Source organism: Aeromonas sobria, assembly GCF_000820145.1.
Taxonomy (GTDB): Bacteria; Pseudomonadota; Gammaproteobacteria; order Enterobacterales; family Aeromonadaceae; genus Aeromonas; species Aeromonas sobria.
Window position 1 is genome coordinate 232,288 of record NZ_CDBW01000032.1, and the last position, 23,515, is coordinate 255,802.

The following is a 23,515-nucleotide window of genomic DNA, read 5'->3' on the forward strand; positions in this document are numbered from 1 at the left end:
GCGTCTGTGACCTGAGCCGCACTCTACTGCATCCAGATTCTGTTGGGATATCAACTGATTAAGTTTTTTCCTACACTCAGTGGCACATTCAGTGACACATCGGGTGCTAAATGTGTCGGACAGCTGGCTTGCCAGGCGAGCCTGATTTATATTGAACCGACTGTTTTGGGGTAACTATCCAGATTTTTCAATGTGATAGGGCCGTCATACGAAGGAACGAATATGGGACATTCCCGCATAACATTGGCAACACTACTCGCATTGGGTCTGCTGGGCACCGTCCAGGCTGAAGACTCGGCGCGGGAGCCTTTTTTTGTCGAGCTAAAAGGCCCTGACGAGCCGGCACCGCCTGCCGTTAATCGTCAGCCACTGGTCCAGCCACAAGCAAGACCCGTGGCGCAACCGGTACGCGCAACCGCCCAGCCGGTGGTGCGTCAGGCCACTGCCAATGCCGGTAGCTATGGCCCTGTTCGTCCTACCGACACCCTCTGGAGTCTGGCGAGCAAATATCGCCCCGCCAGCAGTGTCAGCGTCTACCAGACCATGGTGGCAATTTACGAGAAAAATCCCCGCAGTTTTGCCGATGGCAATATCAACCACATTCTGGTGGGATCTCGGATTTTGCTGCCCAGTGCAGCAGAAGCGAGTGTGATAACCGATGCTCAGGCCCGTCAGCGTTTCAACAGTGACAACGCCAGCTGGAAGGGGCTGAGCCCCAAATATCTGGCTGACAAGCAGGCCCACACGGCCAAACCGGTAGCAGCCAAACCCGCGAAGGTTGAGGCGGCCAAATCCGAGCCGGTGAAAGCCGCCCCGGCACCGCTGCCAGTGGCGAAAGCTGCACCCATTCCAGCCCCTGTGGTGGCACCGCAACCGGCTGCCGAAACCAAAGAAGTGGCCAAGGTCAGCGAACCGGCGCCAAAAGAGGCGGTGGCTCCCGCTGCTGTGCCAAGTGCAGCACAGAGCACCACGCCAGCACCGCTGCCATCTGACCTGGATAAGCCGATTGGCAAACCGGCCACCGAGATGGCGCTGGCGCTGGAAGATGCCAATGCCCAGCTCGGTCAGGTCACCGAGATGAACCACAGGCTCAAGCTGCGTCTGCAATCCCTGACCGAAGAGGTGGAAACACTCAAGGCCCAACTGCAGGACCAAACCTCGCTACAAAAAGAGATTGCCGAGCTCAAAACACAGCCCGTCGCGCCGGTGGCAGCCGCCCCTGAACCAGAAAAAAACTGGTTGATGGATCTGCTCGCCTCACCGCTCAACCTCGCCATGATCATCTTGCTGCCAGTGCTGCTGGTATTGGCGCTGGTGACCCTGTGGTTGCGTGCCCGTGCCCGTCGCGAGCTGGAAGAGCAAGAGAAGAGTCTCTCCGAATCCACCGCCATGATGATGGATCAGGAGCAGAGCGAGTTTGATGATCTGCTCAGCATCGATGTGACCGATAACGAGCCTGTGCGTCCGGTAGCGGATCTCAATACCCCTGATGGCTTTATGCCGGTTGAACCGAGCAAGCCGGATGTGGATCTGGTGTTCAGCGATGATGGTGAGGTGGCGCTGGAGGGTTTCGAGCCCGAGCGGATGCCCGCCCAGTCCGCCAGCCGGGATCCGGATTTGGTGCCTGATCTGGATCTTATCCATGACGAACCGAAGGCGCAGCTCAAGCAACCGGCCATGGACTTGGCCAGCGAGTACAAGCCCAAGGCGAGCAACGAGGTAATGAGCGAAGAGGAGCTACAGGCTGCCCTGTTTGCCGAGCTTGATGCTGATCTCTCTGCCGATCTCGACCCCGATTTGAGCTCCATTGACGAGATTGGCGCTGCTGACGACGATCTGGCCAGCTTCGATCTCAGCGATTTCGAAAATGCCCTCGATGAGCCAACGGCTGGCAAAAAAGGCGATGCTCACGCCATTGATCTCAGTGCCGCAGACGGTGCGGACGAGAGCGCGGATGCGATGCTGGCCGAGCTGGGTCTCGAGCCCACCAAGGTCAAGGAGGCCGAGCTGGATCTGGAGTGGGATCCTAACGAGTTGGCGCTCTCTGATTTTGAGGATGCCTTTGCCGAGGTTGAGTCCCATCAGGGGGATGTGAAGCCACGTGAACAGGCTAACGAAGGCGGTTATGTCGAGATCGACAAGCTGCTGGCTGAAGCGGATGCGACTGCGTCGGAGCCGGAGCCTTATCAGGGCTTCTCGCTGGATGTGGGGCTGGATGGCTTCCCTGAGGTGCTGCCCGAATCCACCGGCTTTGACGTCGATGCCGATGACGGTGGCGTGGGGGCCAAGCTTGATCTGGCCCGTGCTTATCTGGAAATCGATGACAAGGATAGCGCCCGCGAGCTGCTGCAGGAGGCGGCAGAGCAGGGCAGTGATCACCAGCGCGCCGAAGCCGAGAAGTTGCTCAAGCGGTTGGCGTGAGTCATGGTCCAGTAACCGATTAACACAAGAAGGGCAGCCAGCAGGCTGCCCTCTTCTTTTGGCGAGTGGCTATGTGGGGGGCAGGTGCCTCACAGGTTGGCCATTCTGGTCAATTGCGCACGTGGTGGGACTTTTCGGGCTGAGCGCGTATAATCCGCCCCGTTTCTTTCATCGCTTACTTTCACTACAAGATACGTTTATCCATGCGAATTGCCCTTGGCATTGAATATGACGGCAGCCGGTATTTCGGTTGGCAGCGTCAACGAGAAGTGATCAGCGTACAGGCTGAACTGGAAAAGGCCCTGAGCCGGATTGCCAACCACCCTGTCTCCATCCAGTGCGCCGGACGCACCGATGCCGGGGTCCATGCAACCGGTCAGGTGATCCACTTTGATACCGACGCAAACCGCGGCGAAGGGGCCTGGACCCTGGGGCTGAACTCCAACCTGCCACCGGATATCGCGGTGCGCTGGGTCAAGGAGGTGGATGAGTCGTTCCACGCCCGTTTCAGCGCCACCGCCCGTCGCTACCGTTATGTCATCTACAACCATAACTACCGTCCGGCGATCCTCGGCAGTGGGGTTAGCCACTACCATGAGACCATCGATGCTGAATTGATGCATCAGGCGGGCCAGAGCCTGATTGGGGAGCATGACTTCACCACATTCAGGGCCATTGCCTGTCAGTCCAACACCCCGTGGCGCAATGTGACTCACCTCTGCGTCAGTCGTCAGGGGCCCTATATCGTGCTGGATATCTGTGCCAACGCCTTTTTGCACCATATGGTGCGCAACATCACCGGCTCGCTGCTACTGGTGGGGCAGGGGCTCAAACCGGTGGAGTGGATTGCCGAGGTGCTGGCGGCCAAGGATCGCAACCTGGCCGGGCCGACTGCCAAGGCCGGTGGCCTCTATCTGGTGGATGTCGATTACCCGGCCGAGTTTGCCCTGCCCCAGTTGCCGCTTGGCCCGCTGTGGCTGCCGGACTCGGCACCGGGTACGACCAGTTTTTAGTAACTGCGCCCAAAAAATTGTGGTTTAATGACCCGTCATTTGTTGCCATCGAGCTAGTAAGTCATTGAACAATCTAGTCTCGATGCGTGTTGTCAGGCACAAAAGCATTAAGGAATTCCATGAGCTGGCTTGAGAAGATTCTTCCCAAGAGCAAGATCACTGCGCCCCGTCGTCACAACATTCCGGAAGGAGTGTGGACCAAGTGCAGTGCTTGTGAACAGGTGCTCTACCGGGCAGAGTTGGAGCGCAACCTCGAAGTGTGCCCCAAGTGTGATCATCATATGCGCATCAGCGCCCGTGCCCGTCTCGAGAGTTTCCTCGATGAGCAGGGTCGTACCGAGATCGGTGCCGAGCTAGAGCCGCAGGATGTATTGAAATTCAAGGATTCCAAGCGCTACAAGGATCGTTTGTCTGCCGCTCAGAAAGAGACGGCTGAAAAAGATGCGCTGGTGGTGATGAAAGGGACCCTCAAAGGGGTGCCAGTCGTCGCCTGTTCGTTCGAATTCTCCTTCATGGGCGGCTCCATGGCCTCCGTGGTCGGTGCCCGTTTCGTGCGCGCCGTCGAGGAGTGCATCAAGGATGGCCGCGGTCTGGTCTGCTTCTCCACCTCCGGTGGTGCTCGCATGCAGGAAGCCCTGTTCTCCCTGATGCAGATGGCCAAGACCAGCGCAGCGCTGGACAGACTTACCAAGGCGGGTCTGCCCTATATCTCGGTGCTGACCGACCCCACCATGGGTGGTGTTTCCGCCAGCCTGGCGATGTTGGGTGACATCAACGTGGGTGAGCCCAAGGCGCTGATAGGCTTTGCCGGCCCGCGCGTCATCGAGCAGACCGTGCGCGAAAAACTGCCGGAAGGCTTCCAGCGCTCCGAGTTCCTGCTGGAGAAAGGCGCTATCGATCTGATTATCGATCGCCGCGAGATGCGTAATCGTCTGGCCAGCTTGCTCGCCAAAATGCTGAATACTCACATCATCGAAGAGTGAAGATGAGTTCAAACATGCAACAATCCCAAAGCCGGTCGCTTGTCGACTGGCTTTCTTATTTGGAGCAGATCCACCCGGTCAATATCGACATGGGGCTGGATCGGGTCGGTGCCGTTGCCCGGCGTATGGGTCTCACCCAGCTGCCGTTCAAGGTGATCACGGTGGCCGGTACTAACGGTAAGGGCTCCAGCTGTGCCATGGCGGCCAGCATTCTGATGGCGGCTGGTTACCAGGTCGGGGTCTACTCCTCTCCCCATCTGCTGCGTTTTACCGAGCGGGTGCGGGTCAATGGGCAAGAGCTGGCCGATAGCGAGCACTGCGCGGCGTTTGCCGAAGTGGAAACGGCCCGCGGTGAGATTGCGCTCACCTTCTTCGAGTTCGCCACCCTGGCGGGGTTGTGGCTCTTCTGCCGCGCCGCGCCGGATGTGCTGCTGCTGGAAGTGGGACTGGGCGGTCGGCTCGACGCCACCAATGTGGTGGAGTCCGATGTGGCGATGATCACCTCCATTGCCCTCGATCACTGCGACTGGCTGGGTGATACCCGCGAGGCGGTAGCGGTGGAGAAAGCCGGCGTGTATCGCGCTGGTAAACCCGCCATCAGTGGTGAGCCAAACCCGCCAGCGACCATTGCCAGCGAGGCGCTGCGCCTCGGTGCCTCCTTGCGTCAGGTAGGGATCGACTTCTCTGGCAAAGAGCATGAGAGCAGCTGGGATTACCACGGCCTCAACCAGTGGCGGGATCTGCCAAAACCCGCCTTGCCGCTGATGAATGCGGTGACTGTGCTGGCGGCGCTGGAGTCGCTGGGCTTGCCGCTGCCGGAGTCTGCCATTCGTGACGGGCTGGCCAATGCCCGACTGGCTGGCCGGATGCAGCGGCTGCAAAGCTCGCCGCTGGTCATCGTCGATGTGGCCCACAATCCCCATTCGGCGGCCTATTTGGCGGCCCAATTGCGCCAAATACCCTGCGCAGGTGTGCGCCGCGCCGTGGTCGGCATGCTCAAAGACAAGGACATGGCGGGATCGCTTGCTGAACTCGATGGCCTGATTGGCCAGTGGTATCTTGCCAGCCTCACCGGCCCGCGCGCCGCCACTGCAGAGCAGCTTGCTATAGCGCTGGGGGCAGGCAAGGGGCCTCTGCACTGTTTTGAGGAGGTGAGCGGCGCTTATCAGGCCGCATTGGCCGCTTCGAGTCCGGACGATATGGTCATTGTGTTTGGTTCGTTTTACACTGTCGCCGACATTCTGGCAGGTGTCGCCTCCTAGGCCACACTGCCGCTTTCCTGCTTACTGCAGGAGAGTTAAACCGCGTATTGAGTTAAGTAAAGGTAGGATTCAACTTGGCCTCGAAGTTTCAAAACCGTCTGGTGGGCACCGTCATCCTGGTGGCCCTGGTTGTTATTTTCCTGCCGGACTTGCTGGATGGTCACAAGCTGGCGCAAAAGGAGGAGGCCTTTGCCAAGATCCCGCTGCGCCCTGACCTGGAGCCTGCCAAGCCTGCGTTGCAGGTGTCGGCGGCGACCAGCTTGCCCGCCGAGCATCTGGCTAGTCAGCAACAGGCCTCGGCGGCCCAACAGTGGCAAGTGGAAGAGGTGGCCGATCCCATGACTCTGGCGGGTCAGGGGCAGGGCAATTCTGCTGCGCAGCCGGTTACCCCATCGGTCAAATCCCAGCCCAAACCGGAGGTGGTGGCCAAGAAACCGGTTGAGCAACCGAAGCTTGCCCCTAAGCCTGTGCCAGCCAAACCGGTTGAGGTCGCCAAAGCGCCTGCACCTGCGCCAGCCAAGCCGCAGGCGGGTCAGATCAAATCCCTCGACGATCTGATCGAGAGCAAAATGACGCAGCCGACCAAGCCTGCGCCAGCTGCTGCCGCGCCAGCTCAGGGCAGCTGGATCCTGCAGCTCGGTGCGTTCAAGAACGTTGACAGCGTCAATGCGCTGGTGGGCAAGCTGCGGGCAGCCGGTTATTCGGCCCACACCTCGCCACGCACGCCGGTGCAGGGGCAGATCAACCGGGTCTTTATCGGTCCTGATGTCTCCAAGGACAAGCTGCAAGGCATACAGGGGCGGGTTTCCCAGATGACCGGACTGAGCGGTTCAGTGGTCGCTTACAATCCGTGATGGTTGGTCTGAGCTAATGCGTTGCCAAAAAAGCCCCCTCGTTGCACCAGGGGGCTTTCGTTATCTGCAGGGGCACTGATAGGGTGCCCCTTCTTTATCTGCGGCTCAGTCTATCTCGATATCCACTGGCGCTATGATGGGATTGGCGACCGGCAGGTGGTGAAACAGTTGACGGAAATGGCGCTGGACTCGCCCTATGTCGATCAGCGACATGCCGGACGAAAAACCGAACCAGACGTAGAGCCCGGTGAGATCACGAAACATCGGCGGCAGGTAGCGGGGGGCAGCAATCAGTCCTTCCAGATAGTGCTGATAGAGCACTGGAATATCATCCAGCGTCACCTTACCGACAAACAGCATCGGCAGGATCTCCGGCACCCCCTCCAGCACCGCGCTGCGGATGAAGTTGACCGTCTCCACATAGCCACGCACGTAGGAGAGATCCTTGGTAAAGCAGGCCCCGCCGCCCACCATGCCACCCCGAAACACCCGCTGGGTGATCTTGTAGGCATCGTGCTCGCTGGCCCCCTGCTGTACGAAGTGCTGAAATACTTCGATAAAGTTGGCGCCGCGCTCGGCCATGTCGATGGCCATCACCCGATCAGAGATGCGCTTGGCCCGGTCCGGAAAGGAGCTGAAGGTGAGCGTCTCAATCAATACCGCTAGCCCTTCCTGACAGGCGGTGATGCGCGGCGAGCCAGCGCTCAGCCAGGTGGCATAGGGCTGCTGACGGCCATTGAGGGTGGTGCCGACATGTACCCACCCTTCGTGTACCTCCAGTACCTGCAGATCCAGCTCGGAGAAGCAGGCGTGGGAGTTGAGCTTGATGTAATCACCACCGGCAGCCGCATCTGAGACAATCCCGTCGCTCAGCTTCACCTGCACGGTGCCATCACTGAAATAGGTCGATAACTTGTTTTGCAACTTGGCAACGGCCGCTTCCCCTGAAAATGCCTTGGGGTAGGGGCGCACCAGATGACGGGCGCCAGGCAGGGAGAAGATATCGCACAGGCGGGAGCCCAACTCCTTGAGGGTTTTGCGATCCCCGCGCAGGTGATCGCTGGCAGAGCCATACAGTAGCTGGCTATAGCGCAAAAAATCCGGTTGCCCGCGCTGGCGCAGCATCTCGCTCACCACCATGTACTGGTCGACGGTTTCTTGCAAAATGCGACCCAAATCATCCTGTGGTCCCAGCTTTCTGCGGATCCTGTCGCGAAGTTCCTTTAGCTCCAGATACTTGTTGCGCGGGTCGAAACCAAGGGAGAGGGTATCGTAGAAATGGTGATCAATAGCAGGTAGTTCTCGCCCCCCTTTGGCCAGAAAATCAGCCTGCAGGTGGCGTGGCCACTTGATGGCATCCAGAATGCGGATCGGTTTTTGCAGGGCAAGCAGCTCATCCGAGAGAGACTTCAGATGCAGGCGGTACTTTTCTTGGATGGTCATGGGGCCCCCTGTGGGGCAAGCGTAGCCGTGGATTGGGCTGAGTATATGCATAGTGCTTGCCAAAAAGAAGCGGGCGGCAGGGTTATCGGGCTGGTGTGCTTTTGGTTGATAGAGAATTGGTTTAGACTGCGCCCCTTGATCCAAATCTTGTCGTGGAAATGATGAATATCCCCAGCTCCGAAATGGTAATGCGTTGGTTGCAACAGGCTCGTATCGAACACTATGTCTGCGACCAGTGTCATGGTATCCACATTGTCTCTTTGCAATCGGTAGATGGTATTCAGGAGAGTCGAATTTTTGTCGAAGAGGAGGGACTGCTGTTCTCCTCCGAGCTGGAAGTACGCCCTTCCGCTATGCTGCCGCTGGTGGCTGATCTGGGTCGACTCAATATGCAGTACCCCTCGCTCAAGGTGTTCCTCGATATTATCGATGACAACCTGCCGCGACTGGTGGTTGGTCATACCATCTTTACCAATGCCGGACTGACGGTTGAACAGTTCCTGCTGTTCGTCCAGAGCACCATAGCCGCGACCCATGAACTGGTTGCAGAGTGCGAGCGCTCAGGTTTCCTCAACCTCGCAGACATTCAGGTATCACCGGAATCTGTGCATTAAGCGTGCAAACGAACCGGTAATTGAAAAAAGCCGTTGACGAAGGAGGGGCTTTCTCCTACATTACGCCCCGTTCCAGCGCAACAGCACAGTGAACACAGTGTTGGCTGAACACGTAAAACTACAGACCAAAATTTGGTGAGCGGCTCCAGTGGCTGCCCACCGACGAAGTCGGCAAGAAAGCACGCGTAGCGTGATCCGAAAGCCACTTCAAAGAAGTAAAAATTTGGTGAGGTGTCCGAGTGGCTGAAGGAGCACGCCTGGAAAGTGTGTATACGGCAACGTATCGAGGGTTCGAATCCCTCCCTCACCGCCAAATTAAAAAAACCGACCTCAGGGTCGGTTTTTTGCTTTCTGGCAAACCAGGAAACCACATTAGAGCTATTGATGTGGGAGTGTGAGCCCCTTTACCGGGTTATTTGCCGACAATCTGAATTTAAACAATATCCCTTCCTGCATTCCAACACCCCAATTCTTTCCGTTAATCAGGCTATCGACGTTTTTGAATGTAGACAGTCATCAGCCAATAACCGGCTGTGGCGATCTTGTCGTGCCGAATGACCACATGCGTCAGTCATGGGGGCTAGGTTGGGGGTGACTCGGTCTGCATCATCACTATTGCCTCTTGTTGATAGTGGCGTAGCAGGGTTAGAAAGGCCTCTGGTTGCCGGTCCAGGCTGTCGATGGGGATCAGCAGGTCATAGCCGAGCAACTGGCGCAAACGGCTCATCCGCTGCGCCAGCATGGCAATGGCCCCGTCATAGTGTTGCCCTTCGTGGGAGCGAAATCGTCCCTCTTCCAATAGATCGCCTCCCAGCAGGGGATCGCTGCAACTGCCGCTCAGGCAGCCAGGCTGTTCGCTTTGCATTGCGTGCAACAGCACACTGCGCTGCTCGGTCAGCAGATGAACCGCCAGCCGATAAAGGTCATCATCAGGCCGGTCAGTAGTAGCGCATAAGCCGGGATCAGGGGATCGCTGGCAAGTCGCCAGATCAGCAATAACATCAGGCTGGTGATGAGCACACCGGAGCAGAGCAGGGTCAATCCGTTACGGCGGTTCAAGGGCTTCAAGTGGCGTGTTTTCATCGGTTAGCTCCTCTCCTGACGGTTGGCGCGGCAATGATGCAAATGGCCATCTGTGGCCAAGTATAAGGGGCGCCCTTTTTTGAAAGCCAGCCACCCCGATTGATGGATGGGTGTTGGCGGGCCGGAAAGCTGATGGCAGCGACGCGCCTGCTCGGGTATAGTCCTGCGCCAATAGCGTGATCCAGTTCAGCTGACCTGTCGCGTCCCTGAGGGGGGCGGCAGATCGGCCCGGTGTAAGGAGTGTTATGAAGTTCAGTCCCCTGCTTGATGAGATGATGAAAGCCCTGCAGGTATTGCCTGGGGTGGGGCCCAAGTCTGCCCAACGGATGGCGTTTACCTTGCTTGAGCGCGAGCGCAGTGGTGGCTTGCGACTGGCTCAGTTGCTTAGTCGGGCGCTGATCGAGATTGGCCACTGTAGCCACTGCCGCACCTTTACCGAGAACGATCTTTGCGAGATCTGCGCCAATCCCAAGCGTGAAGAGAGTGGCCTGCTCTGCGTCGTTGAGAGCCCGGCAGATGTGGCGGCGATCGAGCATACCGGTCAGTTCTCGGGTCGTTATTTTGTGCTGATGGGGCACCTGTCACCCCTTGATGGCATTGGCCCGGAAGAGTTGGGGCTGGAGATCCTGGAGCGACGTTTGCAAACGGAGTCGATCGGTGAGCTGATTTTGGCCACTAACCCCACCATCGAAGGGGACGCAACCGCTTGGTATATCGCCGATATGGCCCGATCTGCCGGTATCAAGGTCAGCCGCATTGCCCATGGTGTACCGGTGGGCGGCGAATTGGAGCTGGTGGATGGTACTACGCTTTCTCATTCGCTGATGGGGCGACAGCCGCTGAATTGAGTCTGCCTCAGTTCCCTCTGAGCGGTACTCTTCATCACAGCTTAACCCGCCAAGGCGGGTTTTTTTTTGACTGAATAGGTGGCCTTTGGCGTTTTTTGGCGCAAAAAACGCCATCTGCACTGCCAAGATTTTTTTCCCCCTTGAAATGAGGAGTCACGGCCCCATCTTGTATCAGGAATATGTTCAACCCGAATTGCCTGAGGATAGTGTCGATGACCCAAAGCGTTCATGCCGAAACCCACGGTTTTCAGACTGAAGTCAAACAACTGCTGAGCCTGATGGCCCACAGCCTCTACTCCAACAAAGAAGTGTTCCTGCGCGAGCTGATCTCCAACGCCTCCGATGCGGCAGACAAGCTGCGCTTCAAGGCGCTTTCCGATGCCTCTTTGTTTGAAAACGACGGCCAGTTGCGCGTTCGCCTGGTGGTTGATAAAGAACAACGGACCCTGACCATCTCTGATAACGGCATTGGTATGAGCCGGGATCAGGTGATCGAGCATCTGGGCACCATCGCCAAGTCCGGTACCGCCGACTTTTTCAAAAACCTCTCCGGTGATCAAGGCCGCGACTCCCAGCTGATCGGTCAGTTCGGGGTTGGTTTCTACTCCGCGTTTATCGTTGCTGACAAGGTGACCGTAGTGTCCCGCGCTGCGGGTACCGAACAAGGTCAGGGCGTGCAGTGGGAATCGGAAGGGGAAGGCTCCTTCACCGTGGCTGACGTGACCAAAGTCGGTCGCGGTACCGACGTGATCCTGCACCTGCGTGAAGAAGAGGGCGAGTTCCTCGATGACTGGCGTCTGCGCAGCGTGGTTGCCAAGTATTCCGACCACATCAGTGTGCCGGTCGAGATGTACAAAGAGGGCACTCCGGATCGCGAAGAAGAGGGTGAGACCATAGTCGGTACCCCTGGCGAGTGGGAGCAGGTCAACCGTGCCACCGCACTGTGGACCCGCAGCCCGAAAGAGATCAAGGATGAGGAGTATCAGGAGTTCTACAAGCACGTCGCCCACGATTTTGAAGATCCCATGCTGTGGGGCCACAACCGGGTAGAAGGGGCGCAGGAGTATACCAGCCTGCTCTATATCCCGGCTCGGGCGCCGTTTGATCTCTACAACCGCGAACAGAAGCATGGTCTGAAGCTCTACGTGCAGCGCGTCTTTATCATGGACGACGCCGAGCAGTTTATGCCGACCTACCTGCGCTTCGTCAAAGGGGTGCTGGACTCCAACGATCTGCCGCTCAACGTCAGCCGCGAAATTTTGCAAGACAACAAGGTGACCGTCTCCCTGCGCAAGGCATGCTCCAAGCGGGTGCTGACCATGCTGGCCAAACTGGCCAAGGATGACAGCGAGAAGTATGCGACCTTCTGGAACGAGTTCGGTAACGTGCTCAAAGAGGGGCCGGCAGAAGATCACGCCAACCGCGAAGAGATTGCCAAGCTGTTGCGCTTTGCCAGCACGGCGGGCGAGGGCGAAGCCCAGACTGTCTCCCTCGAGGATTATGTTGGCCGGATGAAGGAAGGCCAGCAGAAGATTTATTTCATCACCGCCGACAGCTTCGCTGCTGCCAAGAACAGCCCGCACCTCGAGATCTTCCGCAAGAAGGGTGTCGAAGTGCTGCTGATGTCCGAGCGGGTCGATGAGTGGCTGATGAGCCACCTGACCGAGTTCGACGGCAAGCAGCTGGTCTCGGTCACCCGTGGCGAACTGGATCTGGGTGATCTGGAAGATGAGGCGTCCAAACAGGCGCAGGAAGAGGCTGAAAAAGCCAATGCCGGTCTGGTGGAGCGTGCCAAGCAGAGTTTGGGCGAAGCGGTAAAAGAGGTGCGTGTGACTCACCGCCTGACCGACTCACCCTCCTGCATCGTCACTGATGCTTATGGCATGAGCACCCAGATGATCAAGCTGATGCGTGCGGCTGGCCAGCCGGTACCGGAGCAAAAGTACATTCTGGAGCTCAACCCCGACCACGCGCTGGTGAAGAAGCTCGACACCATCCAGGATGAGGCGCTGTTTGGCGAGTGGGTCACCCTGCTGCACGAACAGGCTCAACTGGCCGATCAGGGTGGTCTTAATGACCCGGCGAGCTTTGTCTCCCGCATTAACCGGTTGCTGCTGCAAGCCTGATAACTCTTTGTGCTAACAGCAAAAGGCCACTGCATCTGCAGTGGCCTTTTTTGATCTGCGGTCGTCCCGATCTCGCTTGGACGCAGCCGTTACGCTTATCTGCGGTATTCGTTGTTGTAGTTCTGGATCAGCCGGCGGGTGATATCGTGCTGGGGATCGGCAAACACCCGCAAGGTCTTGCCGCGCTCCACCACCCGACCCTCATGCATTACCAGCACTTCGTCACTGATATGGCTGACGATGCCCAGATCGTTGGCCACCAGCACATAGCTCAGCCCCATGGTCTCCTGCATCTCCAGCAGCAGATTGATGATCTGGGAGCGCACCGAGATGTCGAGGGTAGAGAGCGCTTCGTCAGCCACCACGATTTTCGGATTGAGGATCAGCGCGCGAGCCAGCGCCACCCGCTGTTGTTGGCCCGCGGAGAGCATCTGGGGATAGAACAGGGCGTGATCCGGTAGCATGCCGACCATGCGCAGGGTCTGGATCACTTTCTCATTGCGCTCCTCATTACTCATCCCGGTATTAAGACGCAGCGGGGTCTCCAGGATCTGGCCAACCCGGATCTTGCGGTTGAGCGAGGTGTTTGGATCCTGAAAAATCATCCGCAGCAGTTTGCAGCGGGTCTGGTAGTCGCCATGCACCATCAGCTGGCCGTCGATGGCGATATCGCCGCTGGTGGGTTCGATCATCCCGGCCAGAATGCGGGCCAGGGTACTCTTGCCGGAGCCCGCCTCGCCGACGATGGCGAGGGTCTGGCCCACTTCGAGATCGAACGAGAGGGGCTTGATCGCCTCCACCGCCTGACGACGGAACAGACCGGTGCGGTTCTGGTAGGTTTTGCTAAGGCCTCTGACCTGCAACAGGGATGGCTCGATCACAGGCGGGGCTCCTTCATGGGGGCATTAACGATCATCATTTTTTCGGCTCCTCCATATTCAGCGGGAAGTGGCAGCTGAACTGATGACCTTTGATCTTTTGCATCAGCGGGGTCTGCACGCACTGCTTCTGGGCATAGGGACAACGTGGCCCCAGCCGGCAGCCGATGGGCAAGTGTTGCAACGGGGGAATAATCCCGGGCAGGGTGTCGAGTCGTGACTTGTGACGCACCAGCTTGTCAAAGTCAGGGATCGACTTGAGCAGGGCGTCGGTATAGGGGTGGCGCGGGCTTTCCAGGATCTGCTCCCGGGTGCCCACCTCGACCATTTGACCGCAATACATGATGTTGATGGTATCGGTCAGGTTGGCGATGGCGGCGATGTCGTTACTGATGATCAGGATGGTGGTGTTACCCAGCTTGTTCATCTTGTCCAGCAGTCGCAGGATCTGGGAGTGAGTGGTCGATTCCATGGCGCTGGTGGGCTCGTCGGCCACCAGCAAGCGCGGTTTATTGGCAATGGCCATGGCGATCATCACCTTTTGGCACATACCGTCAGAGAGTTCGTGGGGATAGGCGCGCATCACTTTGCGATGATCCTTGACCCCGACCCGGTGCAGCAGGGCGATGGCCTTTTTCTTGCGCCACTGGAAGCGCTGCCAGAACTTCCCTTCGTACGAATCGGTCGGGATTGCCTCTTCCAGCTGGGTGCCAATCTCTTCGGAAGGGTCGAGGCAACTGATGGGGTCTTGAAAGATCATGGCGATTTCGCGGCCCATGATACGGCGCCGCTCTTTGGGGGCCATGGTCAGCAGATCCATGTCGTTGAAGCGCATTCGGTCGGCGCGCACCGTCCAGTTGTCCTTCTCGATGCCGACGATCACCTTGGCGATCAGACTTTTGCCTGAGCCTGATTCACCGACCAGCCCACGGATCTCCCCCTCGGTCAGGGTCAGGCTCACCTTGTCTACCGCCTTGACCTTGCCTTGCGGGGTATCTATCTCGATGGTGAGATTACGAATATCGAGCAAGGGCATCAGCGGCGCTCCTCATTGCGGTGTGGCACAGGGGGTTGTATCAGCGGGATGCCGATAGAGCGGGTTTCGAACAAGGGCATCATCAATCATTGCCCTCTTTGAGTGCTTCACGGATCCCTTCACCTACAACGTTGGTGACCAACACACTAAACAGGATGGCGATGCCCGGCAGAGTCACTGTCCAGGGGGCGAGGTAGATAAGATCGCTCGAATCGGCCAGCATGGCGCCCCATTCCGGCTGGGGTGACTGAGCGCCGAGGCCAAGAAAACCTACCGCCGAGATATCGAGGATGGCCGCCGACAGGGTGCGGGTGGTTTGGGCCACCAGGGTCTCGACGATGTTGGGCAAAATAGCCAGGCGCATGATCCGGAAGGGAGGTGATCCATCAAGGCGGCTGGCGGTGATGTACTCCTTTTGCATTTCGGTGTGCACCGCATTATAGGTGGCGCGAATAAAGGGCGGGATCAACGCCAGGGTAATGGCAATCAGAGTATTGCCAAGGCCCGGTCCCAGGATCGCGACCATGATGATGGCCATCAGCAGGGAGGGGATGGAGAGCAGGGTATCGAGCAGGTGGTGTAGTACGCTCGATTTGAGCCCCTTGCTCATGCCGCCGAGGATGCCGATAGCAGAGCCCACCACCATGGCAATCACCACCACCACCAGTGCATAGCCAAAGGTGAGGCGAGCCCCTACCACCAGCCGGGAGAGCATGTCGCGCCCCAGGTCATCGGTGCCGAGAAAGTAGTCGATGTTGCCGGTCGCCGCCCAGGAAGGGGCAAGCAACAAGTGCGCTGCATGCTGTTCATCGATACCGTGAGGCACCACCAGCGGCCCTACCAGGGTGATAAGCAGCAGCAGTAAAAAGCACCAGAGCCCTGCCATGGCGAGCGGGTTGCGGCTGTAGGAAGCCCACGTCTGCTCAAGGGGCGAGAGGATCTTGAGCTCGGGATAGATGTTCGATTTATCTTGCATAGGATACCTGGCTCCTGGTCACGCCATGAGCGCGTTCAATCTTGTTTGGCATACAACTCTTTGCGCCGTGCCGGATAGATAAGGGTGGTCAGCAACTCGGTGCTGACGCTGATCAGGATCACAAAACTGGCGACCACCAGGGTTGCACCGCGAATGGCGGCATAATCCTGCAGGGCGATGCTGCTGATGAGCCAGCGGCCGATCCCGTGCCACTCGAACACCACCTCGGTGATCATGGCGGAGGTGAGCACGCTGCCCAGTTGCAGACCCAGCAGCGGCAGCACCGGTGGCAGGGCATTTTTCAGGCCGTGGCGCCAGACGATCTGCCATTTGGAGAGGCCGCGGCTCGCTGCCGCCTTGATGTAGTTTTGCTTCATCACATCGATGAGGGAACTGCGCACATGGCGGATCACCTCGGTGGTCGGCACCACCGCCAGCACCAGTGACGGGAGGATCAGGTGGCGCAGGGCATCGTGCAGCGCCGCTTGCCGCCAGGGTTCGTTGCTCAGTAGCACATCAATCACCGCGATACCGGTGATCGACGGGACATCGTAGAGCAGGCTGAGTTGCCCCGAAGACGGCAACCAGCCGAGATCGAGGGAGAAGAGCATCACCGCCAGTAGCGCCAGCCAGAACACCGGCACCGCATAGCCGATGAGGCCTGCCGTCATGATGGAGATATCCAGCGTCTTGCCTTGCGACAGCGCGGCCAGGGTGCCTAGCGGAATACCCACCAGCAGCGAGATGGCAAAAGCGGCCAGACAGAGGATCAGGGTCGCCGGGAAATAGTGGCGGATCTCGTCCAGCACCGGTAGCCCGGAGACGCTGGATAGCCCCAGATCACCGGCGAAAATGCGGCGCAGGAAGTCGGGATAACCGCTCCAGAAGCTGAGCTGATTGCCGATCAGCCGATAGTCCAGCAGATAGGCGACGAAGGTCAGTGCCAGCAGGGTGATGAGCAGCAGGTTGAGACGGCGCAAGGTGTATAAAAGCATGCTTACTCCCTGTGAGCCTGGTTGAAGGAGGTACCACCGAAGGGCATCAGCATCAGCCCCTCGATGTCGCTGCGGCTGACCTGAGTGCGCAAGGCGTGGGCCAGCGGAATAAGGGGCAGCTGTTCGTTGAGCAGGGTCTGGGCGTAATAGTAGTTGCGCAGCCGGAAGGCGAGCTGGGGCGTGGTGACTGCATCATCCAGCAGTTGATCAAAGGCCGGGCTGCACCAGCGGCTGTAGTTGTTGCCGCGCTCTACGGCGGAGCAGCTCAGCAGCTGGCGGAAGAAGTTATCAGGATCGGCGTTGTCGGCAATCCAGCCGGAGAGCAGGCTGTCGTACTGCCCCTGAGTGAGGCGACCTTCGATCACCTGCCACTCCCGTTGCACAATTTTGAGTTTGATCCCGACTTTGGCCAGATCACTGCGGATCAGCTGGGCGGTTTTGACCGCATCCGGGTTGTAGGGGCGGGCGTCCGGTTGCACCAGCACCTGCATCTCGAACCCATTCTCCAGTCCCGCCTCCTTGAGCAGCTGGCGCGCCCGTTTCAGATCAGGCTTGCGCTCGGGCAGGCTGGGGTTGTACCCCCAGGATAGGGGTGGCAGCAGGCTGTTGGCGGGTAGACCGGTATCGAAATAGACCGCCTGCAACAGGTTGTCGGTATTGATGGCGCTGGCAATGGCCTGGCGCACCTTGATGTTGTTGAACGGCGGTTTGCGGGTATTGAGGGCCAAAAAGGCGACGTTCATCCCCGACTGGACCGAGAGGTTGAGAGCCGGATGCTGCTTGATCACCGAGAGCTGGCTGGCAGACGGGGTGCTCATCACGTCACACTCGCCGGTCAACAGCTTGGCCAACCGCTTGGAGGATTTTGGGGCTATGTCGTAGACCAGCTGTTCAATCTTGGCATCGCCGCCCCAGTAACCCGGATGGCGCAGATAGCGAATGAGCTCGTTGTGGCGATACTCCTTGAAACTGAACGGGCCGGTGCCGATGGGGCGGGTGTCCAGCAGGGCTGGCGTGCCCGCCTTGAGCATCTGTTCGGCGTATTCGGCGGAGAGGATCACCGCATAGTCGCTGGCCAGGGTGGCGAGGAAGGAGGCGTTTGGTTGGTTCAGCTCGAACACCACAGTCTGTGGCCCCTTCTTGCTCACCCGCTTGATCAGCAAATCTTGCCCCAGGCTGTAGAAGTAGGGGTAATCGCCGCCAGAGACGTTGTGATAGGGGTGCTGTTCGTCAAGCTGGCGGGCATAGGTGAAGACCACGTCATCGGCATTGAAGGTGCGGGTGGGCTTGAACCAGGGGGTATGGTGAAAGGTCACCCCCTTGCGCAGGGTCAGGGTATAGGTGAGCCCATCCTCGCTGATACGCCAATCGGTGGCCAGGGCCGGCTCCAGCGCCAGGGTGTTGGGATTCACCTCCAGCAGGCGGTCGTAGAGCGGACGGGCTGTGGCATCCAGCGTCACCCCGGAGTTGGAAACATGGGGATTGAAGGAGAGGGGGGATCCCTCAGCACAATAGATGAGTCCGGTTTTGGAGGCCTCGGGTTGCTTCTGGCAGCCGGTGAGCAGCACCAGCAGGCCGAGTAGCAAGGGGGTGAGCATTCTCATTGTTGAACCATGTTCTTATACGATGTGGGTACGCACGTTTTGATACAAATGTGCCAGCGCAAAGGCTGACGTGTTGCGGGAGTCGTCATAAATCGGACTCCTTTTGCTCTTGTTCTGCCTCGTTATCATCATTGAGCAGCTGATACTTGCGTAGCATGCCGCGGAACTGGTGATAGCTTAGGGCCAGCAGTTGAGCGGCTTTGCGCTGATTATACTGGGATTGCTGCATCGCTTGCTTGAGTAAATTAATCTCGAACTCCGCCACCGCCTGTTTCAGCTCAAGCGGCAAGCTCATCGCCGTGGCGATTGGCGCCTCACCCGACCCCTCTGGCAACTGCTGGTTACTCTTGGCACCGGGGCGCCAGGGGGAATCAAACGGATTGATCACCAGGGTCGAGAGCGGCAGCTGGGGATTGCCCTGACGGTAGATACTGCGCTCCACCACGTTTTTCAGCTCCCGCACGTTGCCCGGCCAGTGGTAATCCTGCAGCAGCAGGGTTGCCTTGCGCGAGAACCCGGCAAACAGCGGATAGCCCAGCTCCCGGGTCATGCTGTGGGCGAAGTGCTCCGCCAGCATCAGGATATCTTCTCGCCGCTCCCGCAACGGGGGAAGGGTGATCACATCAAACGCGAGCCGGTCGAGCAGATCGTGGCGAAACTGCCCCCTGTCTGCCAGCGCAGGGAGATCTTCGTTGGTGGCGCAGACCAGCCGCACATCCACCTTGAGGGGCTTGGCCCCACCCACCCGTTCGAACTCGCCATACTCGATGACCCGCAGCAGCTTCTCCTGCACCCGGGCGCTGGTGGTGGCCAGCTCGTCAAGGAACAGGGTGCCGCCATCGGCCCGCTCGAAGCGGCCCTGATGGCGCTTGGCCGCGCCGGTAAAGGAGCCCGCTTCGTGACCGAACAGCTCGGTCTCCAGCAGGCTCTCGCTCAGGGTGGCGCAGTTGATGGTGACAAAGCTTTGATCCCAGCGCGCCGAGAGATAATGTAGGCGGTGGGCGATCAGCTCCTTGCCCGTCCCCCGCTCACCGATGATCAGCACGGGTTTGCGCAGCGGGGCGAGCCGTGAGGTCTGCTCAATGATCTCGAGAAATGCGTTGGATTCCCCCAGCAGGCTTTCCGTGGCCGTGGTCATAGTGATCCCTGTCGGTTGTTAAAGCTGGTCAATCTTACCAAAAGTTGGTGAATCTTATCATCACTTGCACCAGGCATCTTGTAATTCGGTCTTTCAGCCCCATATAAATCAACAAGTTAAATTTCATTCCAGATTGGCACACAAGTTGCCATTGTCAATGGAGAAACAACGCCATGCCAACAACAGGAGTGCAACCATGAGTATTTTTTCCCGTCTGGCCGACATCATCAATTCCAACCTGACGTCCCTGCTCGACAAGGCCGAAGATCCCCAGAAGATGGTGCGCCTGATCATCCAGGAGATGGAAGATGAGCTGGTCAAGGAGCGTTCCAATCTGGCCCGTTTCCTCGCCAGCCAGAAAGAGATTGGCCGTCAGGTCACCCGTCATCAGGAGCGGGTTGACGAGTGGCAAGCCAAGGCCGAGCTGGCTCTGACCAAGGGGCGTGAAGATTTGGCCCGCGCCGCCCTTATCGAGAAGAAGAAACAGACCGAGTTGTCAGAGACCCTCTACCGCGAGCAGCAAGCGGTCGACAGCGGCATCGAAAAGCTGGGTGAGGAGATCCGCCAGCTCGAAGCCAAGCTGGAAGATGCCCGCGCCCGTCAAAAGGCGATGGCTATCCGCACCGAAGCGGCCAGCAGCCGTCTCAACGTGCAGAGCCAGGTAGCCCGTGGCGAGAGCCAGGCGGTGGTGAGCAAGTTCGAGCGGATGGAGCGTCGCATCGACGAAATGGAAGCCCGCGCCGATCTGGGTCAGTCCGACAAGGCACTGGCGCAGCAGTTTGCCGAGCTGGAAGTGGATGATCAGATCAGCCGCGAGCTGGAAGCGATGCGCCAGAAGCTGGGTCAGAGTGAGCACAAAAGCGAAGGCAAACAGGGGGAGTAACAGATGGAAGATCTGCTGGGTGTATTGATGGTTCCCATGGTGGTCTTCATGGTGGTGGTGGCCCCCATCTGGCTGGTGCTGCACTACCGGGCCAAGGGGCGGATTGGTGCCGGTCTCGCCGATAGCGAGCGGGAGCAACTGCAAGGGTTGCTCGGCCGTGCCGAGAAGATGCAGGAGCGAGTAGGCGCGCTGGAGTCGATTCTGGATGCGGAAGTACCCGGTTGGAGGAACAAGGTATGAGCAATGTGAGTCGTGACGGACGTAACCTGTATCGCGATCCCCAGCGCGGCAAGATAGCTGGGGTCTGTGCCGGTTTGGCAGAGTACTTCGGGGTGGAGACCTGGATCGTGCGGCTGTTGGCCATCAGTGGCCTTATCTTCGCCGGTTTCATCACCTTCACCGCCTATATCGCCGCCTGGTTCTTGCTCGACAAAAAGCCGGTCACCCTCTATTCGCAAGAGGATGCCGACTTTGCCGAGGTGCGGATGAAAGCGCGCAGCTGGCAGGCGGGGGTCACTCCTCATCAGGCGCTGGGCCGTATCGCGCAGGAACTTGACGCGCTGGAGCCCAGAGTACAGCGGATCGAGAAGCTGGTGACCTCCAAGGAGTTCACCCTGCAGCGGGAATTCAGCAAGCTGTAGTAGCCATCGTCAGTATTCATCGTCGATGGTGGAGCCTCCTGTGATGCTCCATCATTGACGCCACTCAGGCAGATTGACCATCCAGATGCGGATAGCCAGTTTGCCTTGTCGCACGGCCGATCACGCCAGATGCAACCACCAAGGGAGAACGGATCAAGCCTTGATACTCAATAAACTGGAACAGAAGTTGACTCGCCTGCAACACAAGGCGAACGACGTGGTGAACCGGGTGCGGGATCGCCATATCCGGCTGGCGGTGACCGGCCTCTCTCGCAGCGGCAAGACCGCCTTTATCACGGCGCTGGTCAACCAGCTGGAACACGCGGCCATCGATGGCCGTTTGCCGTTGTGGGATGCCCTGCGTCAGGGGCGCATCCTCGGTGCGCGCCGGGTGCCGCAGCTCAATGCCCACATTCCCACCTTTGCCTACGAGCGTGGCCTCGACTCCCTGTTTGGCGATCCACCGGCCTGGCCCGAGCCCACCCGTGGCGTGGCCGAGGTGCGCCTCGAAATCCGCTATCGCACCCGTCACCCCCTGCGCAAACATCTGGGGGAGATCTCCACCCTCTACGTGGATCTGGTGGACTACCCCGGGGAGTGGCTGCTCGACTTGCCGCTGCTTGAGATGAGTTACGAGCAGTGGAGCGAACAGGTGCGCGAGCAGCTGCGCCGCCCCGAGCTGCAAGCACTCGCCGCCAGCTGGCTGACCCCCGAGTGGCAGGCAACGCAACCTTTTGCAGAACGACCGGTGGCTGAGCTGGCCGAGCGCTACACCGCCTATCTGCACGCCTGCAAACAAGAGCTGGGGCTGCACCTTATCCAGCCCGGCCGCTTCGTCTTGCCGGGGGAGTATGCCGGAGCCCCTATGCTGCAATTTGTCCCCTGGGTGTGGGAGATGCCTGTCGGCGAACCCGCCGATGGCACCCTCTACGCCACCCTCAGGCAGCGCTTCGAACAGTACAAACAGCATCTGGTGCAGGGTTTTTATGAGCAGCACTTTGCCGGTTTCGATCGCCAGATCGTGCTGGTGGACTGCCTGCAGCCCCTCAATGCAGGGGCTGCCAGCTTTGGCGACATGCAGCAGGCCATTGCCCGCATCATGGAGAGCTTTGCCTACGGCAAGAGCAACTGGTGGCGGCGGCTCTTCTCGCCCCGTATCGACAAACTGCTGTTTGTGGCGAGCAAGGCCGATCACGTCACCCCCGAACAGCATGCGCCCATGGTATCCCTGCTCCAGCATCTGGTGCGCAGCGGCCGCGGGCAGGCCCGTTTCGAGGGGATCACCACCGAATGTCTGGCGCTCGCTGCCATCAAGGCGACCGAAGTGGGCAAGGGGGTGGCCAATGGCCGCGAGTTCCCCGCCATTCGCGGCACCAGTCTGAGCGGCGAATCGCTGCTGCTGTTCCCGGGTGAAGTGCCGCCCCATATTCCGCCCGCGCAGTGGTGGAACAGTCAGGGCTTTGATTTTCAGGCGTTTCGCCCCATGCCCATGAGCGCCCATCAGGCGCTGCCCCATATCCGGCTCGATGCGGCGCTGGAGTTTCTGCTCGGGGATCACCTCGAATAACGGTGTGCGGCCCGGGATTGTTCTCGGTTCCGCATTCAGGAGAACAATGCGATGAACGATCAGATAAAAGAGCGGCCACCGCTGCAGGGCAAGGTGATCCTTGAGCCTGCCTTGACGGTGGCCAGTGACGAGCGACCGCCCGCACCGGCCCAGCAGCTGGAGGAGGCGAGTTTCGAGCGCCTCGACGAGTTGGACGATTTCACCGAGGTGGAGAGTGCCCTGGTCATCAAACCGCGCCGCCGCCATCGGCTGTTGGCGTGGGGGCTGGGGGCGGTCGGTCTGCTCTCCTTGGGGCAATATGGCGCCTTCCTTTACGAGCAGTTTCTCACCACCCCGCTCTGGGGTAGCGCCTGGCTGGCGGCATCGGCGCTGGTGGCGGCGGGGACTGCCAGTGTGGTGGGGCGCGAGTGGCTGCGACTGCGCACCCTCAAGCGGCGTCAGGATGTGCGCTCGCGGGCAGAAGATCTGCTGGCCCATCAGGGGGTCGGGCAGGGGCAGGCCTTTTGCGAAGGGTTGGCGGTCAAAAGTGGCGACAAGGGGCGCGAAGGGTATCAAACCTGGCTGGCTCAGCTCGACGAGAGCCACAGCGATCGGGAGGTGCTGACTCTTTACAGTCAGCTGGTACTGAGCGAGCGTGACAAACTGGCGCAGGCGCGGGTCGCCAAATGGTCGGGGGAGGCCGCCGTGCTGGTGGCGCTGAGCCCGCTCGCCACCGTCGACATGATACTGATGCTGTGGCGCAACTTGCGGATGATCGAGGATATCGCCGATGTCTATGCCATCGAGCTTGGCTACTGGAGCCGCATACGTCTGATCCGTCAGGTGTTTCGCAACATGCTCTACGCCGGCGCCACCGAGCTGATAACAGAGGTGGGGATGGACTTGCTGGGCGCCGAGTTTGCCGCCAAGCTCTCCGCCCGTGCCGCACAAGGGGTGGGGGCCGGGCTGCTCACCGCTCGCCTTGGCCTGCGCACCATAGAGGCGTGCCGCCCGCTGCCCTGGTGTGCGGACGAGAAACCCAAACTGGGAGAGCTGCGCAAGCGGCTGATCGGCCAGCTGGCGGGGTATCTCAACAAATCCTGATAGCCCTATCTGCACCTTGCTGCGATGACCCATGCCCCTGTCGTGCTCGCCAAGCCGCAGGGGCATG

At 59.2% G+C, this 23,515-nt stretch carries 22 protein-coding genes and 1 tRNA gene; 14 read left to right on the top strand and 9 right to left on the bottom strand.

From position 1 onward, the window contains the following. Window positions 1-222: 222 nt before the first annotated feature. The 5 genes from BN1135_RS14785 to dedD all read left to right on the top strand — a co-directional run bounded on the left by BN1135_RS14785 (window position 223) and on the right by dedD (window position 6,533). Window positions 223-2,421: a FimV/HubP family polar landmark protein gene (locus tag BN1135_RS14785; protein ID WP_042022377.1), complete on the top strand. Its 2,199-nt coding sequence runs from the start codon at window positions 223-225 to the stop codon at window positions 2,419-2,421. A gap of 203 nt (window positions 2,422-2,624) precedes the next feature. Continuing rightward, a complete protein-coding gene (truA, locus tag BN1135_RS14790; protein ID WP_042022379.1) occupies window positions 2,625-3,434 on the top strand; it encodes a tRNA pseudouridine(38-40) synthase TruA in 810 nt (269 codons plus the stop codon). A gap of 119 nt (window positions 3,435-3,553) precedes the next feature. Continuing rightward, entirely contained in the window at window positions 3,554-4,417 is an 864-nt protein-coding gene (gene accD, locus BN1135_RS14795; RefSeq protein ID WP_042022381.1) for an acetyl-CoA carboxylase, carboxyltransferase subunit beta, read from the top strand. 2 nt (window positions 4,418-4,419) lie between these two features. Continuing rightward, a complete protein-coding gene (folC, locus tag BN1135_RS14800) occupies window positions 4,420-5,679 on the top strand; it encodes a bifunctional tetrahydrofolate synthase/dihydrofolate synthase (RefSeq protein ID WP_042022383.1) in 1,260 nt (419 codons plus the stop codon). Window positions 5,680-5,753: 74 nt separating this feature from the next. Next, window positions 5,754-6,533, top strand: coding sequence for a cell division protein DedD (dedD, locus tag BN1135_RS14805; protein WP_042022384.1), 780 nt, complete (start codon window positions 5,754-5,756; stop codon window positions 6,531-6,533). A 105-nt stretch (window positions 6,534-6,638) separates the two neighbouring features. On the opposite strand, the gene BN1135_RS14810 is transcribed toward dedD, so the two are convergent. Continuing rightward, window positions 6,639-7,976, bottom strand: a complete 1,338-nt coding sequence (locus BN1135_RS14810) for a flavohemoglobin expression-modulating QEGLA motif protein (protein ID WP_042022387.1) — start codon at window positions 7,974-7,976, stop codon at window positions 6,639-6,641. A gap of 158 nt (window positions 7,977-8,134) precedes the next feature. Here BN1135_RS14810 and BN1135_RS14815 point away from each other — a divergent pair, with 158 nt between their 5' ends. Together BN1135_RS14815 and BN1135_RS14820 are read left to right on the top strand one after the other, a co-directional pair. Next, window positions 8,135-8,590: a type III secretion system chaperone family protein gene (locus BN1135_RS14815; protein ID WP_082186808.1), complete on the top strand. Its 456-nt coding sequence runs from the start codon at window positions 8,135-8,137 to the stop codon at window positions 8,588-8,590. Between the two features lie 225 nt (window positions 8,591-8,815). Next, window positions 8,816-8,903 (top strand) — tRNA-Ser (locus tag BN1135_RS14820). Window positions 8,904-9,170: 267 nt separating this feature from the next. Here BN1135_RS14820 and BN1135_RS21715 read toward each other — a convergent pair. Both BN1135_RS21715 and BN1135_RS22465 read right to left on the bottom strand, forming a co-directional pair. After that, window positions 9,171-9,470 carry a DUF2982 domain-containing protein gene (locus tag BN1135_RS21715; RefSeq protein ID WP_254783785.1) on the bottom strand — a complete coding sequence of 100 codons (300 nt, stop codon included), beginning with the start codon at window positions 9,468-9,470 and terminating at the stop codon, window positions 9,171-9,173. Window positions 9,471-9,484: 14 nt separating this feature from the next. Then, on the bottom strand, window positions 9,485-9,673 hold the full coding sequence (locus BN1135_RS22465; protein ID WP_042022392.1) for a hypothetical protein: 189 nt from the start codon (window positions 9,671-9,673) through the stop codon (window positions 9,485-9,487). 245 nt (window positions 9,674-9,918) lie between these two features. On the opposite strand from BN1135_RS22465, the gene recR reads away from it, so the two are divergent. Together recR and htpG are read left to right on the top strand one after the other, a co-directional pair. Continuing rightward, on the top strand, window positions 9,919-10,521 hold the full coding sequence (gene recR / locus BN1135_RS14835; RefSeq protein ID WP_042022394.1) for a recombination mediator RecR: 603 nt from the start codon (window positions 9,919-9,921) through the stop codon (window positions 10,519-10,521). Window positions 10,522-10,733: 212 nt separating this feature from the next. Continuing rightward, complete coding sequence (gene htpG / locus BN1135_RS14840) at window positions 10,734-12,647, top strand: molecular chaperone HtpG (protein ID WP_042022397.1); 1,914 nt, start codon at window positions 10,734-10,736, stop codon at window positions 12,645-12,647. 95 nt (window positions 12,648-12,742) lie between these two features. Here the strand turns inward: htpG and BN1135_RS14845 are convergent, their stop codons facing one another. The 6 genes from BN1135_RS14845 to pspF form a co-directional block, all read right to left on the bottom strand. Beyond that, window positions 12,743-13,528 carry a peptide ABC transporter ATP-binding protein gene (locus BN1135_RS14845; RefSeq protein WP_042022398.1) on the bottom strand — a complete coding sequence of 262 codons (786 nt, stop codon included), beginning with the start codon at window positions 13,526-13,528 and terminating at the stop codon, window positions 12,743-12,745. A gap of 34 nt (window positions 13,529-13,562) precedes the next feature. Continuing rightward, a complete protein-coding gene (locus tag BN1135_RS14850; protein ID WP_042022400.1) occupies window positions 13,563-14,561 on the bottom strand; it encodes a peptide ABC transporter ATP-binding protein in 999 nt (332 codons plus the stop codon). 82 nt (window positions 14,562-14,643) lie between these two features. Beyond that, window positions 14,644-15,537, bottom strand: coding sequence for an ABC transporter permease subunit (locus BN1135_RS14855; protein WP_042022403.1), 894 nt, complete (start codon window positions 15,535-15,537; stop codon window positions 14,644-14,646). Window positions 15,538-15,572: 35 nt separating this feature from the next. Continuing rightward, complete coding sequence (locus BN1135_RS14860; RefSeq protein ID WP_042022406.1) at window positions 15,573-16,532, bottom strand: ABC transporter permease; 960 nt, start codon at window positions 16,530-16,532, stop codon at window positions 15,573-15,575. A gap of 2 nt (window positions 16,533-16,534) precedes the next feature. Beyond that, window positions 16,535-18,130, bottom strand: a complete 1,596-nt coding sequence (gene sapA / locus BN1135_RS14865; RefSeq protein WP_042022408.1) for an ABC transporter substrate-binding protein SapA — start codon at window positions 18,128-18,130, stop codon at window positions 16,535-16,537. A 91-nt stretch (window positions 18,131-18,221) separates the two neighbouring features. Next, window positions 18,222-19,274, bottom strand: coding sequence for a phage shock protein operon transcriptional activator (gene pspF, locus BN1135_RS14870; protein WP_042022409.1), 1,053 nt, complete (start codon window positions 19,272-19,274; stop codon window positions 18,222-18,224). 196 nt (window positions 19,275-19,470) lie between these two features. Between pspF and pspA the strand changes: the two genes are divergently transcribed. The 5 genes from pspA (at window position 19,471) to BN1135_RS14895 (ending at window position 23,448) form a co-directional block, all read left to right on the top strand. Further along, the gene (gene pspA, locus BN1135_RS14875) at window positions 19,471-20,157 is read left to right on the top strand and encodes a phage shock protein PspA (protein WP_042022411.1); all 687 of its coding nucleotides are present in this window, start codon (window positions 19,471-19,473) and stop codon (window positions 20,155-20,157) included. A gap of 3 nt (window positions 20,158-20,160) precedes the next feature. Beyond that, window positions 20,161-20,397 (top strand): envelope stress response membrane protein PspB, encoded by a 237-nt coding sequence (gene pspB, locus BN1135_RS14880; protein WP_042022412.1) that lies wholly within the window; start codon window positions 20,161-20,163, stop codon window positions 20,395-20,397. Further along, window positions 20,394-20,798 (top strand): envelope stress response membrane protein PspC, encoded by a 405-nt coding sequence (gene pspC, locus BN1135_RS14885; protein WP_042022414.1) that lies wholly within the window; start codon window positions 20,394-20,396, stop codon window positions 20,796-20,798. Before pspB ends, pspC begins: the two co-directional genes overlap by 4 nt. A 160-nt stretch (window positions 20,799-20,958) precedes the next feature. Next, window positions 20,959-22,365, top strand: coding sequence for a YcjX family GTP-binding protein (locus BN1135_RS14890; RefSeq protein ID WP_042022416.1), 1,407 nt, complete (start codon window positions 20,959-20,961; stop codon window positions 22,363-22,365). A 51-nt stretch (window positions 22,366-22,416) separates the two neighbouring features. Next, window positions 22,417-23,448 (top strand): YcjF family protein, encoded by a 1,032-nt coding sequence (locus BN1135_RS14895; protein ID WP_042022418.1) that lies wholly within the window; start codon window positions 22,417-22,419, stop codon window positions 23,446-23,448. Window positions 23,449-23,515: the final 67 nt, after the last annotated feature.